This window comes from Mycobacterium sp. (genome assembly GCF_032162605.1).
Lineage (GTDB): Bacteria > Actinomycetota > Actinomycetes > Mycobacteriales > Mycobacteriaceae > Mycobacterium.
Genome location: NZ_JAVROT010000141.1, coordinates 1 through 13,521, shown reverse-complemented (window position 1 = coordinate 13,521; position 13,521 = coordinate 1). Strand labels below are relative to the sequence as shown.

The window sequence follows — 13,521 nt, the reverse complement described above, 5'->3', positions numbered from 1 at the left end:
CACGTCGAGCGACGCGTGAGTGGCGGCGGGCGGAGCTTGATCCGCAGGACGCGTCGCACCGAAGGGATGCGCGATCAGGACGATAGCGGCGACCAGTTCGACGAGCAGCAGCAGGCCGAGACGCGGCCGCTCAGTAACGACGGACGTTGTGAATCGGCGCATTGTCCATCGGAGCGACTCGCACCGGTGTGCCGTATGTCGAGGCGTGCACCATCATGCCGTCGCCGATGTAGATGCCGACGTGCGAGGCGTCGGAGTAATAGGTGATGAGATCGCCGGGCTGCATCTGATCCCTCGACACCGGCTGACCGCCCTGCGCGAGAGCCTGGCTGGAGTGCGGCAGGTTGACGCCTGCCTGGCCGAAGGCCCACATGACGAGACCGGAGCAGTCGAACGCGCTCGGACCCGATGCGCCCCACGAATACGGCGAACCGATCCGGGTCAGAGCTGCCTGAACGGCCATCATGCCTTCGCCTGTGCCGCCGGGAATGACGGCTCCCTCGGGTGGCGTCAGGGCGGCCTCGGGCGGCGCCAGATCGCCGGGGGCGATGCCACCTGGCGCGGCAGCAAGCACTTCAGGTCCGTCGGCGGGCGGCGGAGCATCCGGCGCGGGCACTGGCGGAGCCGGCGGCACTGCGGCCAAGGCTTCACGCTGGGCCGGGGTCAGCGCCGTGTACTGCGACTTGACGATGGCCATCTGCACTTGCAGTTTGCTTTGCTTTGATTGCAGGTCCGCCCGCACCGCCGCGGCCTGCTCGGCAGCTGTTTTCGCGCCGGCAGCCGACTTAGCGGACTCCACCTCGGCTCGGTTGGCCAGATCGCTGGTGCTCTTGAAGGTCTGCATCTGCACCGACATCTCGGTGGCCATCACCCGTTGCACCGCGAGTTGGTCGATGAGCCGCTGGGGCGAATCGGCGGTGAGCATCGCGTCGAGCCCGTCCGTGCGCCCACCCATGTATTGGGCGGCAGCGACTCTGTCGACGGAAGCCTGAAAGGTTGCCAGCTGGGCCTTGGCAGAATCTATCGCGGCAAGGTCCGACGCATGCTTCTGGTCGGCCGTCCGCTGCGCTCCCAGCTTGGAATTGAGATCCAGCTCGGCGCTGTGCATGGCCTCGGTGGTCTGCTCGGCCTGCCGGGACAGCTCGCTGAGCTTTGCCATCGCGTCCTCGGCAGGGTCCGCGTGCACATTGCCCGCGACCACACCGCCGAACACCATGAGCCCTGCTATGGCACCAACAACCGGTCGCCGAAGACCACGTGCGCTTCGGTGCATAGCGTCAAACCTCAAGATTCGCGTCCTTCAACTGCCGTATGCGAGCCGCTCGAACTGCGTTAGGTCTCAGACAGGTTACGAAACGGCATCGGGGTTGTCCAACAGAGACGCAAATTTAACAGGGCCCCACGGGAATTTCTCGCTGCCCCGCGGTATCCCGGTGTCGTTAGGCGACCCCGTCGTCGGTCTTCCGGTGAATCGGCACCAACCGTAGCCGAGGCGCCAGACCGGCGTCTGCGAGCACCTCCAGTGCACGGCGCTCATCTGCAAGCAAAGTGTCTGGCACGCCTAGCAAGACACTCACGACACAGTCCTTGCAGCCGTGTCCGCGCACCGCGCAGTCGTCGCAGTCGATATGGATGGTTCCCGTGCCGGTTCCGGCGTCGAGCTCGGGCGGGTCTGTCAAGTCCGGCTCGGTCTCTGCTCGAGTCATGGCCGCACTCCTCTCATTCGAGTCATGTGCGCACGCTAACGACACCCCCCGACAAACACCGACATCCGAGTCACATCGATGTGAGCCGCTGTCGGTCTCGGGGCCTACGGTCGGCCCATGAGCCAGCTCAGCTTCGGCGACCTCGACGCGGACCTCGGGGCAGATCTGGGAGGGTTGGCGGACGTCTCGCTACACGACACGACATTCGTCGTCGTCGATCTGGAGACCACCGGCGGGCGCCCCCGGGGTGACGTGAATGGCGACGGTTACGACTCCATCACCGAGATCGGCGCGGTCAAGGTGAGGGGTGGTCAGGTGCTGGGCGAACTCGCCACGCTCGTTGATCCAGGTCGCCCGATCCCACCGCAGATCGTCGCGCTGACCGGCATCACCACCGCCATGGTTTACGACGCCCCGACCATCGACTCCGTGCTTCCCGCGTTCCTGGAGTTCTCCCGCGGCGCGGTGTTGGTGGCCCACAATGCCGGCTTCGACGTGGGGTTCCTGCGCGCCGCCGCCGAACGCTGCCAGCTCCCGTGGCGGCGGCCCCCCGTCCTGTGCACGGTGAAGCTGGCGCGCAGGGTGCTCACGCGCGACGAAGCCCCCAGCGTCAAGCTGTCGGCGCTCGCTCGACTCTTCGGCGCGAGCACCACTCCGACGCACCGCGCGCTCGACGACGCGCGAGCGACGGTCGACGTGTTGCACGCCCTGATCGCACGAGTCGGCAACCAGGACATCCACACCTACGCGGATCTGCGTTCGTACCTGCCCGACGTGACGCCGGCTCAGCGGCGCAACCGCCACCTGGCCACCGGTCTTCCACGACGCCCCGGCGTGTACCTGTTCCGAGGCCCGGGCGAGGAGGTGCTCTACGTCGGTACCGCAGTCGACCTGCGGCGCCGTGTCGGTCAGTACTTCACCGGCGCGGACCCGCGCACCCGCATGAAGGAGATGGCGTCGCTGACGACGCGCGTCGATCACGTCGAGTGCGCACACGAGTTGGAGGCGGGCGTCCGCGAGCTGAGGTTGCTCGCGGCCCACGCTCCCGCATACAACCGGCGCTCGAAGTTCCCGCATCGGTGGTGGTGGGTGGTGCTGACCGATGAGGCCTTTCCGAGGTTCTCGGTGGTGCGGGCACCCAAGCACGACGTGGCGATCGGCCCGTTCCGCGCCCGCGCCGACGCCGCGGAGACCGCCGCGCTGCTGGCGCGCTTCACGGGAGTGCGGACGTGCACCGCACGTCTGGCGCGCTCGGCACTCCACGGCCCGTCCTGCCCCCAGAACGAGCTGTCCCCGTGCCCGGCAGTGCGCGACGTGACGGCCGACGCCTACGCCGCCGCGCCCGCCCTGGCCGCCGAGCTCATCGCGGGCACGGCCGACTCGGCCCTTTCGGAAGCGGTCATTCACATCGGTCTGCTTGCAGCGCAAGGCAAGTACCAGACCGCCGCACGGCTGCGCGACCACACCGCGACCGCGATCGACACCATGTGGCGTGGCCAGCGACTGCGCGCGCTGGCGGCGGTCGACGAGCTGGTGGCGGCCAGACCGGACGGCGCGGGTGGCTGGCACCTCGCCGTCATCAGGAACGGTCAGCTCGCCGCGGCGGGCAACGCGCGACGCGGTGTCCCCCCGATGCCCGTCGTCGACGCGATTTGCAGTGCGGCACAATCGATTCTGCCGTCCGCGGCACCGCTCGGCGGCGCCCTCGTCGAAGAGACGGCACTCATCGCGCGCTGGCTGACCCAAGCGGGCGTGCGCACCGTGCGCACCGAGACCGCCACGGGAATCGGCTATTGCACGCCCCTTGCGGCGGCAGGTCGACACGCCGCGTGGGCGGCGACGGCGCGCTCCGCACGGATGGCGGCCGAACAGTCCGAGAGATCACAGCTTCTGAGTGAACCGCACCCAACGCGCGAGCAGTTGTTCGGCCGCCCCCGAGTCGATCGCCTCAGTGGCGCGCGCCAGCCCGGCCTCCCACGCAGGCACCCATTTGGCGTCGCTGGATAACCCGGCATGCGCCACCATCGCACCCGCGGCGTTCAGGATCACCGCGTCGCGCACGGCCCCCTTGACGCCGGCCAGCACCGCGCGGACCGAGGCGGCGTTCGCCTCGGCGTCACCGCCCGTCAGCTCGCTCAGCTCGGCGCGGTCGAAGCCGAAGGCTCCCGGGTCGAACGTCAGCCGTTCAACCGTGCCCGCCTGCACTCGCCAGATGGTGCTGGTCGTGGTCGTTGTCAGCTCGTCGAGACCGTCGTCGCCGTGCACCACCAGCACGCTGGAGCCGCGGGTCGCGAACACACCGGCCATCACCTCGGCGAGGTCGGCCCACGCACACCCGATCAGACCCGCTCGCGGCGCAGCCGGATTGGTCAGGGGCCCAAGCAGATTGAAGACCGTCGGTACGCCGATCTCTCGGCGCACGACCGATGCGTGCCGGTACGACGGGTGGAACTCGGGCGCGAACGCGAACCCGATACCGACCTCGGCGACGCTTCGCGCGACCTCGTCGGGACCGAGGTCGATGCGCACGCCGAGCGCCTCGAGCGTGTCGGCGCCGCCGGAAAGGGACGACGCCGCGCGGTTGCCGTGCTTGACGACGGGGATGCCGACCGCCGCGACGACGATCGAGGCCATCGTGGAGAGGTTGACCGTGTTGGCCCCGTCGCCGCCGGTCCCCACCACGTCGACCGTGTTCGTTCCGATCACGTCGATCGGCACTCGCCGCGCGTGCAGCAGCATGGTGTCGGCGAGCTCCGTCACCTCGGCGGAGTTCGGGCCCTTCATCTTCATCGACACGGCAAACGCGGCGATCTGAGCCGGCGTGGCCACCCCGGTCATGATGTGATCCATGGCCCACGCCGCCTCGCCGTTCGCGAGCGCACGGCGAGTGGTCAGTCGGCCGAGAATCTCCGGCCAGGTCATGGTTTCGGGGGTAATCACGAAACTGATTATTGCGAATCTTGCGACCCGGGTGGAGTTCAACAACTACAAAGCGTCATACTTCTTGACGTGACGAGTGCTGTAGGGACCTCGGGAACCGCGATCACGGCGCGCGTGCATTCGCTGAACCGACCGAACATGGTAAGTGTCGGCACCATAGTGTGGCTTTCCAGCGAGCTGATGTTCTTTGCTGGACTGTTCGCCATGTACTTCACCGCACGGTCCCAGGCCGGCGGGGTCTGGCCGCCACCCCCCACCGAGCTGAACCTGGTGCAGGCCGTGCCGGTGACGCTGGTGCTCATCGCGTCGTCCTTCACGTGCCAGATGGGCGTGTTCGCGGCCGAGCGCGGCGATGTCTTCGGCCTCCGCCGCTGGTACCTACTCACCTTCTTCATGGGCGCGTTCTTCGTCGGCGGTCAGGGCTACGAGTACTACCACCTGGTCAGCCACGGAACCACCATTCCGGGCAGCGCCTACGGTTCGGTCTTCTACCTCGCCACCGGCTTCCACGGTCTCCACGTCATCGGCGGTCTGGTCGCCTTCCTGTTCCTGCTGGCGCGCACGCGCATGAGCAAGTTCACCCCAGCGCAGGCCACCGCCGCGATTGTCGTGTCGTACTACTGGCACTTCGTCGACATCGTCTGGATCGCGCTGTTCGCCGTCATTTACTTCGTTCGATAGGCGGCGGACCATGAGCTCCACGGACGGGCAGCCACCCACAAAGCGGATGAGAAGGGGTTCGATGACCAGCAAGTCTCGCCGTCGGCTACGCCGGCGTCTGTCAGGAGCACTTCTGCTTCTGACCGGACTTCTCGTCGCGGGCGGCATCGCGGCCACCCTGACACCCAAGCCGCAGGTGGCCGTCGCCGACGAGTCGAGCCTGGCGCTGTTGCGCACCGGCAAGCAGCTCTTCGAGACCTCCTGCGTGACGTGCCATGGCGCGAACCTCCAGGGCGTGCCCGACCGCGGACCGAGCCTCATCGGCACCGGAGAGGCGGCGGTCTACTTTCAGGTGGGCACCGGTCGCATGCCTGCCATGAGCGGCAACGCCCAGGCGCCGCAGAAGCCCCCGATCTTCGACGAGCACCAGATCGATGCGATCGGTGCTTACGTGCAGGCCAACGGTGGCGGACCCGAGGTCCCCCGCGATGCCAACGGCGCCGTGGCGGAGAGCGACCTGATCGGCAGCGACGTGGCTCGCGGCGGCGACCTGTTCCGGCTGAACTGCGCGTCGTGCCACAACTTCACCGGCAAGGGTGGCGCGCTGTCCTCCGGCAAGTACGCACCCTCGCTCGAAAACGCTGAGCCCGCACAGATCTACACCGCGATGCTGACCGGGCCTCAGAACATGCCGAAGTTCTCCGACCGACAGCTGAGTCCGGAGGAGAAGCACGACATCGTCGCCTACGTCCAGCAGGCCACCAAGACCCCAGATCCCGGCGGCTACGGCCTCGGTGGCTTCGGCCCCGCGCCAGAGGGCATGGCGGCCTGGATCATCGGGATGGTCGCAGTGATCGGTGTTGCAATGTGGGTTGGATCGCGCGCATGAGTGACGACGTGTTCGACAAGCCGACCGAAGAACAGCTCGCCAAGATGTCGCGCGAGGAACTCGTCGCGCTCGGCGGCAAGATCGACGGCGTAGAGACCGTCTTCAAGGAAGAGCGCTGGCCCGTCCAGGGCACCAAGGCCGAGAAGCGGGCCGAGCGCACGGTCTCGTACTGGCTTCTATTCGGCGGCTTCTCGGGCCTCGCACTGCTGGTGGTCTTCCTTTTCTGGCCGTGGGAGTACAAGCCCTACGGGTCCGGGGGCGAGCTCGTCTACAGCCTCGCCACCCCGCTGTACGGCTTGACGTTCGGACTCTCGATCCTGGCGATCGGGATCGGTGCGGTGCTCTTCCAGAAGAAGTTCATCCCCGAGGAGATCTCCATCCAGGACCGCCACGACGGCCAGTCCCCCGAAATCGAGCGCAAGGCCACCGCGGCGAATCTCGTCGACGCGCTCGAGACCTCGACCATCAAGCGGCGCAAGCTGATCGGCCTGTCGTTGGGCATCGGGCTCGGAGCCTTCGGGCTCGGCACGGGGGTCGCCTTCGTCGGCGGACTCATCAAGAACCCTTGGAGATCGGTCGTTCCGACCGCCGACGGCAAGAAGGCCATCCTGTGGACGTCGGGCTGGACCCCACGCTTCCACGGCGAGACCATCTACATGGCGCGTGCCACCGGTCAGCCCGGTAGCTCACCGTTCGTCAAGATGCGCCCGGAGGACATCGACGCGGGCGGCATGGAGACGGTCTTTCCTTGGCGTGAGTCCGATGGTGACGGGAGCACAGTCGAGTCTCACGAGTTGCTCACCGAGATCGCGATGGGCGTACGCAATCCGGTGATGCTGATCCGCATCCGGCCCGAGGACGTGTCGCGCGTGGTCAAGCGCCAGGGGCAGGAGAGCTTCAACTTCGGCGACCTGTTCGCCTTCACCAAGGTGTGCTCGCACCTGGGTTGCCCCTCCTCGCTCTACGAGCAGCAGACCTACCGCATCCTCTGCCCTTGCCATCAGTCGCAGTTCGACGCGCTGCACTTCGCGAGGCCCATCTTCGGCCCGGCGGCGCGCGCCTTGGCGCAACTTCCGGTGACGATCGACAAGGATGGGTATCTCGTCGCAAACGGAGACTTCATCGAACCAGTCGGACCGGCATTCTGGGAGCGAACGTCATGAGCCCAAAACTCGCTGACATGGCAGCCGAACAAGGCGACGCGATCGATTCGCGTTACCACCCCTCTGCGGCGGTGCGCCGACAGCTCAACAAGGTCTTCCCGACGCACTGGTCGTTCCTGCTCGGTGAGATCGCGCTGTACAGCTTCATCGTGCTGCTGCTCACCGGTGTCTATCTGACCCTGTTCTTCGATCCGTCGATGGCAGAGGTCACCTACCACGGTGTCTACCAGCCACTCAACGGCATCCAGATGTCGAAGGCCTACGCGTCGACGTTGGACATCACCTTCGAAGTCCGCGGCGGCTTGTTCGTTCGTCAGATCCACCACTGGGCCGCACTTCTGTTCGCCGCGTCGATCATGGTCCACCTGGCGCGCATCTTCTTCACCGGTGCATTCCGCCGCCCCCGCGAGGCGAACTGGGTGATCGGCTCACTGCTGCTCATTCTGGCCATGTTCGAGGGCTACTTCGGTTACTCCCTGCCCGACGACCTGCTGTCGGGCACCGGCCTGCGCGCCGCGTTCTCGTCGATCACCCTGGGCATGCCCGTCATCGGCACCTGGCTGCACTGGGCGCTGTTCGGCGGCGACTTTCCTTGCGGCGGTGTCGGATACCAGTGCTCCGCCAACGGCTACATCATCCCGCGGCTCTACTCCCTGCACATCCTGTTGCTTCCCGGAATCATGTTGGCGCTCATCGGCGTTCACTTGGCAATGGTGTGGTTCCAGAAACACACCCAGTTCCCCGGCCCTGGACGCACCGAGCACAACGTCGTCGGCGTGCGGGTCATGCCGGTCTTCGCGGTGAAGTCCGGTGCGTTCTTCGCCATGACGGTCGGCGTTCTGGGAATCATGGGCGGTGTGTTGCAGATCAACCCGATCTGGCAGCTGGGACCGTACAAGCCGTCGCAGATCTCGGCGGGCAGCCAGCCCGACTTCTACATGATGTGGACCGACGGCCTGGCCCGCATGTGGCCGGCGTGGGAGCTGTATCCGTTCGGGCACACGGTTCCGGCCGCCGTCGCCGTCGCGCTAATCATGGGGTTGGTGTTCGTTCTCCTCACGATCTATCCGTTCCTGGAGAAGAAGATGTCGGGCGACGTCGCGCATCACAACCTTCTGCAGCGGCCGCGTGACGCTCCGGTCCGTACCGCGATCGGCGCCATGGCTATCGCCTTCTACATCGTGCTGACGTTCGCCTGCATGAACGACCTCATCGCGCTGAAGTTCCACGTGTCCCTGAACGCGACGACGTGGATCGGACGCATCGGCATGGTCGTCGTGCCCGCCATCGCCTACTACATCGCCTACCGGTGGGCCGTCAGCCTGCAGCGCAGCGATCGCGCCGTGCTCGAGCACGGCATCGAGACGGGCATCCTCAAGCGGCTACCGCACGGTGCCTACATCGAGCTGCACCAGCCGCTCGGCCCCGTCGACGATCACGGCCACCCGATTCCGCTGGAATACCAGGGCGCCGGCCTGCCGAAGAAGATGAACAAGCTCGGCTCGGCAGGCGAGCCAGGCATCGGCAACTTCCTGTACCCCGACCCCGAGTCGGAGCAGACGGCACTCGTCGAAGCCGCTCACGCGGCCGAGCACAGGGCGATCGTCGCGCTCAAGGAGCGTCAGAGCGACGGCGCCACCAACGGCAACGGTTCCAACGGTCACGGATCGAATGACGACGGCTCGGATGGGTCGAACGGTCACCACTGACCGTTCGACTTAGCGGCGGGAAGCCTTCCAGCTGCGAGGTGATCACCCCTTGGTGCCTGCGGCAGCCCGGTGGTCAGCCGGGGTCGAGACGCACGGCGGCGCCATATGACTATCAGGACGCGTCGAGCACGCCGTGCAACTGGCGAAGATAGAACCACGCGGCGACGGGCATTGCCACGGCGATGACTGCGGCAACCCCGTACACAATCCACGCGGCGGTGTCGTGGCCGGAGGCCATCAGGTAGGTGGCTACCCCGATCCCCGTGGCCGCGGCGCCCATCGCGCCCGCGATGCTCGCCGTGCAACGAAGCCAGATCTGGTCGACCGCGGCAGTTGGAAACCCGACCCGACCGGTGGCGGGCGGCGTCGCGGTGCGACGAAGCACCGGCGCCCCGAAGGGCTGCAATCGCTGGGCCACCGAGGGTGCGTCGACCGCACCGCCTGGGTTCCCCTGCGATGCGGACCTGGACGGAACGGTCGATGCCGTCCGCCGCGCCCGCACCAGGAGCGGGATCGCACAGATGATCACCGCGGCTGAGACACCGATGACCGAGTACAGCAGCCAGGGGGTGTTTGAATCACCCGAGGTGACCGTATGCACTTGGGAAAGGTCGACCAGCGCGACGATGGCCGCCACTCCCGCACCCAGCGCAGCGAGCCAGATCACGACGCACGCGATGACGAGAATGCGGTCCACCTGATCGGGTGCCGCCGTGCTGAACCGCGAGCGCACGGTGACCCCGCCTTCCAAGTCGTGGGTCATCAGCAGCTCGTCTGCCAGTCGTTGTTCTGCTGTGAGGCGATGGTCTGTCCGTCGCTAGTAGTTATCTGACAATTCAACTTGCTCAACCGCAAGAGGCTGGACGCCTGCACCGAGCCGAACTCCGACATCGAGATCGGAGTCACCGTCAGCGACCACGGTATATACACGTTCTGCTGGGTGCGCTGCCTGCCTGACGCGTCGGTATAGGTGACGGAGATCCGGTCCAGCGGCGCCTTCGTTCCCGTCACCGTATACGTGATGAACCGGGGACCGGCGGGCGCCGTCGTGGTCACCGGCGGCGCACCGGTATCCGCTGGCGGTGGTGGCGGCTCCTCGGTCGGTGCCGCAGGCGGCGGAGGGGGTTCCGGCGTCACCGTCACCGTCTCGGGCGGAGGTGGCGGCGGTTCCTCGCTGGTCGGCGGCGGCAGGGGCGGCGGGGGCGTCGTCGTCGTGATCTCGTCCTGGACCGGCGGCACGGAGGTCGTGGTGCTGGTCGCGGGAGTCGCGAGGGTCTCGCTGTCGGTGCGGGTGACGAGGACGGCTACCGAGACGACCAGGGAGATCGCGGCGGCGATGGCGACCACGCCGACCACCCAGGGCCATCGGGGTGGCGTCGCGTCGTCGTCGTCCGCATCGGCGGCGGAGTCGTAGTCGTACAGCGACGAGTCGGGTGGCACATAGGGCGCACTGGTGAACTGCTCTGACTCGGGCGCGGAGTACGCCCGCGAGTAGATCTCCGTCTCGCCCGTCTTCGGCGTCTCCCGAGCCGGTTCGTCCGATTTCGGAGAATCCGATTCTGGGGGATTCGGCCCGCTCATCTACGCCTGTCCTTTTCGACTGCCCATTCGGCGCGACGTCAGCGTCGGTGTCATGACTGGTCGTGCCTCGGCAACCCTACCGAACGTGTGGTCCCGACAGCTCTCGCGGCGCTGCACTTCAGCCAACTGAGGTCTTTATCGTGACCTTGCGGGCCGCGTGGTCAGTGCTTCTCGGGGCCGGTGTAGTACTCGAACACCAGGCCGGCCGCCGTGGCGATCACGAACGTGGCACCAGCGGCGATCAGCCACGGCAACCACATCGCGACCGCCACCGCGGTCACCGACGCCGACAGCGCAATCAACAACGGCCACCAACTGCTCGGGCTGTAGAAGCCCAACTCCCCCGCACCGTCGGCGATCTCGGCGTCCTCGTAGTCCTCGGGACGGGTGTCGAGACGCCTGGCGACGAATCGGAAGAAGGTGCCGATGATGAGCGACAGGCCGGTGGTGAGGACCAACGCGGTGGTGCCCGCCCATTCGATGCCGCCGTAGGCGTAGATCGCGGTCAGCGCGCCGTAACCGACGGCGCAGAGCGCGAAGAACGCAGTCAGGATTTCGAACAATCTCGCTTCGATGTGCATGAGGTGTCGTCCCCTACTTGCTCGCCTGCGGAACCTGCTCGCCGCGGCGCGATTCGAACGGATGCGTGGTCACTGCCAATTCCGGCAGGCCCACTGCCCCGAGCGCGTCCGCGTTGGTCCCGTTGGGATGGTCGATGCGGTACTGGAGATAGGCCTTGAAGACGTTCGGCTCCACGACGCGCACCTCGAAGTTCATCATCGAGTGGTACGTGCCGCACATCTCGGTGCAGCGCCCGACGAACGCTCCCGTCTCCTGAATCTCGCTGACCTGGAAGACGTTGTCCGAGTTGTTGGCCTTCGGGTCTGGCATCACGTCGCGCTTGAAGAGGAACTCCGGGACCCAGAAGCCGTGGATGACGTCGGCCGACGCGATCTGGAACTCGATGCGCTTGCCCTTGGGCAGCACGAGGATCGGGATCTCGTTGCTGGTTCCCGTTGTCTCGACCTTGTCGAAGTTGAGGTAGGTGCGGTCCTCGGGGTTGAGCCCGTTGATCGGGCCGACTAGTTCTTGCCCGTGCGCGTCGACGCCCTCGGGCTTGGACACCATCGTGTTCTTGCGCTGGGCGTCGGCGCCGTCGTAGCTGAGCGTGCCGTCCTTGAAGTCGATCTTCTGGTAACCGAACTTCCAGTTCCACTGAAAGGCGGTGACGTCGATGACGACATCGGGGTTGGGGTCCTTGTGCAGCATCTTCTCCTGCACCACCACGGTGAAGTAGAAGAGCACCGAGATGATCAGGAACGGCACGACGGTCAACACCAGCTCGAGGGGCATGTTGTACCCGAACTGACGCGGCAGCTCGGTGTCGGTCTTCTTCTTGCGGTGGAAGGCGCTGGTCCAGAAGATCAAGGCCCACACGATCACGCCGACGACGAGCGACGCGATGACGCAGCTGACCCACAACTCCCTGTTGAGCTTGGCCTCCGGCGTGATGCCGCTCGGCCAGCCGAGGCCGAGTGCCTCCGACCAGCTGCAGCCGCTGAGCAGGAGCGCAGTCCCACCCAGAACCACAGACAACACCACCAACCGGAACCCGCGAGCGGTCACGTTGGTGCCTCCTAGAATTGGGTGAAACCAGGCGAATACTACGCAGCGTAGACCACACCTCGGAGCTGGAGCGAAGCGACCGGGGAATGTCGCGGAGGGCTGGAGCGAACGACTGGGGAATGTCGCGGAGGGCTGGAGCGAAGCGACCGGGGATGTCCCAGGGTGCTGGTCTGGACGCATCTCGCCATTCGGCATACTGACGCGGTGTGCGGACTGCTGGCCTACCTACGCAACCCGTCCGCCGACCCCTCCACGGAACTGGTCGATGCGATGTCCGGGGCCGCTCACCTGATGCGTCACCGCGGCCCGGACGAACCGGGTACCTGGGCGGACGATGACGCTGAACGCACCGTCGTCCTAGGCTTCAACCGCCTGTCGATCATCGACATCACGCACAGTCACCAACCGCTGAGCTGGGGCCCGCCCGAGCAGCCCGGCCGCTACAAGCTCGTCTTCAACGGTGAGATCTACAACTACCTCGAATTGCGCGACGAGCTTTCGGCGCGCCACGGCGTGGAGTTCACCACCGACGGCGACGGCGAAGCGATCATCGCGGCCTATCACCACTGGGGCGTCGAAGCCCTGAATCGCCTGCGTGGCATGTTCGCGTTCGCTCTGTGGGACACGAACGAGCGGGAGTTGTTCTGCGCGCGCGACCCGTTCGGCATCAAGCCTTTGTTCGTGGCCACCGGCCCCGGCGGCACCATCGTCGGCAGCGAGAAGAAGTGCCTGCTCGACCTGGCTCCGGTCGCGGGCATCGACCTCGGCATCGACGAACGCGCCGTGCAGCACTACACGGTGTTGCAGTACGTCCCCGAGCCGGAGACGTTGCACCGTGGCGTGCGTCGGCTGGAATCGGGCAGCTACGCCCGCATCCGGCCCGGCCGCACGCCGGAGGTCACGCGGTACTTCGTGCCACGGTTCGCCGCGGTGCCGTTCACCGCGGGCGACGAGCAGCGCCGCTACGACGAGATCACGGCGGTACTCGAGGATTCGGTAGCCAAGCACATGCGCGCCGACGTCACGGTCGGCGCCTTCCTGTCGGGAGGGATTGACTCGACGGCGATCGCGGCGCTGGCGATGCGGCACAACCCGCGGTTGATCACGTTCACGACCGGCTTCGAGCGTGAGGGCTTCTCGGAGGTCGACGTCGCGGTGGCGTCGGCCGAGGCGATCGGCGCGCGTCACGTCACCAAGGTCGTGAGCCAGACCGAATTCGTCGAGGCGTTGCCCGAGATCGTCTGGTA

General features: G+C 66.6%; 12 protein-coding genes and 1 pseudogene. 6 read left to right on the top strand and 7 right to left on the bottom strand.

Going from position 1 to position 13,521, the window contains the following annotated elements:
* Nucleotides 1-130: 130 nt before the first annotated feature.
* Both ripC and QOI01_RS08585 read right to left on the bottom strand, forming a co-directional pair.
* Nucleotides 131-1,288: a peptidoglycan hydrolase RipC gene (gene ripC / locus QOI01_RS08590; protein WP_526379882.1), complete on the bottom strand. Its 1,158-nt coding sequence runs from the start codon at nt 1,286-1,288 to the stop codon at nt 131-133.
* Between the two features lie 151 nt (nt 1,289-1,439).
* Entirely contained in the window at nt 1,440-1,706 is a 267-nt protein-coding gene (locus tag QOI01_RS08585; protein WP_526379880.1) for a hypothetical protein, read from the bottom strand.
* Between the two features lie 117 nt (nt 1,707-1,823).
* Between QOI01_RS08585 and QOI01_RS08580 the strand changes: the two are divergent.
* Nucleotides 1,824-3,650, top strand: a pseudogene (locus QOI01_RS08580) (DEDD exonuclease domain-containing protein); the annotation flags it as partial.
* Here QOI01_RS08580 and trpD read toward each other — a convergent pair.
* Nucleotides 3,588-4,628 carry an anthranilate phosphoribosyltransferase gene (trpD, locus tag QOI01_RS08575; RefSeq protein WP_526379888.1) on the bottom strand — a complete coding sequence of 347 codons (1,041 nt, stop codon included), beginning with the start codon at nt 4,626-4,628 and terminating at the stop codon, nt 3,588-3,590. The pseudogene QOI01_RS08580 and the gene trpD sit on opposite strands and share 63 nt — an antisense overlap.
* Nucleotides 4,629-4,715: 87 nt before the next feature.
* On the opposite strand from trpD, the gene ctaE reads away from it, so the two are divergent.
* Genes ctaE through qcrB form a run of 4 tightly spaced genes read left to right on the top strand, consistent with a single transcriptional unit; the run spans nt 4,716 to nt 9,067 of the window.
* A complete protein-coding gene (gene ctaE / locus QOI01_RS08570; RefSeq protein WP_526379879.1) occupies nt 4,716-5,327 on the top strand; it encodes an aa3-type cytochrome oxidase subunit III in 612 nt (203 codons plus the stop codon).
* A gap of 46 nt (nt 5,328-5,373) precedes the next feature.
* Nucleotides 5,374-6,195, top strand: coding sequence for a cytochrome bc1 complex diheme cytochrome c subunit (gene qcrC / locus QOI01_RS08565; RefSeq protein ID WP_526379886.1), 822 nt, complete (start codon nt 5,374-5,376; stop codon nt 6,193-6,195).
* Entirely contained in the window at nt 6,192-7,358 is a 1,167-nt protein-coding gene (gene qcrA, locus QOI01_RS08560; RefSeq protein ID WP_526379877.1) for a cytochrome bc1 complex Rieske iron-sulfur subunit, read from the top strand. Before qcrC ends, qcrA begins: the two co-directional genes overlap by 4 nt.
* Nucleotides 7,355-9,067, top strand: coding sequence for a cytochrome bc1 complex cytochrome b subunit (gene qcrB, locus QOI01_RS08555; protein ID WP_526379875.1), 1,713 nt, complete (start codon nt 7,355-7,357; stop codon nt 9,065-9,067). Before qcrA ends, qcrB begins: the two co-directional genes overlap by 4 nt.
* A 112-nt stretch (nt 9,068-9,179) precedes the next feature.
* On the opposite strand, the gene QOI01_RS08550 is transcribed toward qcrB, so the two are convergent.
* The 4 genes from QOI01_RS08550 to ctaC all read right to left on the bottom strand — a co-directional run bounded on the left by QOI01_RS08550 (nt 9,180) and on the right by ctaC (nt 12,292).
* Complete coding sequence (locus QOI01_RS08550; protein ID WP_526379873.1) at nt 9,180-9,830, bottom strand: DUF2561 family protein; 651 nt, start codon at nt 9,828-9,830, stop codon at nt 9,180-9,182.
* The gene (locus tag QOI01_RS08545) at nt 9,830-10,648 is read right to left on the bottom strand and encodes an MmpS family transport accessory protein (protein ID WP_526379871.1); all 819 of its coding nucleotides are present in this window, start codon (nt 10,646-10,648) and stop codon (nt 9,830-9,832) included. The genes QOI01_RS08550 and QOI01_RS08545 overlap by 1 nt, the downstream gene beginning before the upstream one ends.
* A gap of 161 nt (nt 10,649-10,809) precedes the next feature.
* Nucleotides 10,810-11,229: an aa3-type cytochrome oxidase subunit IV gene (gene ctaF, locus QOI01_RS08540; RefSeq protein ID WP_526379869.1), complete on the bottom strand. Its 420-nt coding sequence runs from the start codon at nt 11,227-11,229 to the stop codon at nt 10,810-10,812.
* A gap of 13 nt (nt 11,230-11,242) precedes the next feature.
* The gene (gene ctaC, locus QOI01_RS08535; RefSeq protein ID WP_526379884.1) at nt 11,243-12,292 is read right to left on the bottom strand and encodes an aa3-type cytochrome oxidase subunit II; all 1,050 of its coding nucleotides are present in this window, start codon (nt 12,290-12,292) and stop codon (nt 11,243-11,245) included.
* Between the two features lie 186 nt (nt 12,293-12,478).
* On the opposite strand from ctaC, the gene asnB reads away from it, so the two are divergent.
* Nucleotides 12,479-13,521 (top strand): asparagine synthase (glutamine-hydrolyzing) (gene asnB / locus QOI01_RS08530; protein WP_526379867.1); only part of this gene is annotated, 1,043 nt, incomplete at its 3' end.

Coding starts and splice junctions, on each gene's coding strand:
- qcrB (WP_526379875.1), top strand. CDS start 7,355: ATGAGCCCAAAACTCGCTGACATGGCAGCCGAACAAGGCGACGCGATC.
- QOI01_RS08585 (WP_526379880.1), bottom strand. CDS start 1,706: ATGACTCGAGCAGAGACCGAGCCGGACTTGACAGACCCGCCCGAGCTC.
- QOI01_RS08545 (WP_526379871.1), bottom strand. CDS start 10,648: ATGAGCGGGCCGAATCCCCCAGAATCGGATTCTCCGAAATCGGACGAA.
- qcrA (WP_526379877.1), top strand. CDS start 6,192: ATGAGTGACGACGTGTTCGACAAGCCGACCGAAGAACAGCTCGCCAAG.
- QOI01_RS08550 (WP_526379873.1), bottom strand. CDS start 9,830: ATGACCCACGACTTGGAAGGCGGGGTCACCGTGCGCTCGCGGTTCAGC.
- trpD (WP_526379888.1), bottom strand. CDS start 4,628: ATGACCTGGCCGGAGATTCTCGGCCGACTGACCACTCGCCGTGCGCTC.
- ctaF (WP_526379869.1), bottom strand. CDS start 11,229: ATGCACATCGAAGCGAGATTGTTCGAAATCCTGACTGCGTTCTTCGCG.
- qcrC (WP_526379886.1), top strand. CDS start 5,374: ATGAGAAGGGGTTCGATGACCAGCAAGTCTCGCCGTCGGCTACGCCGG.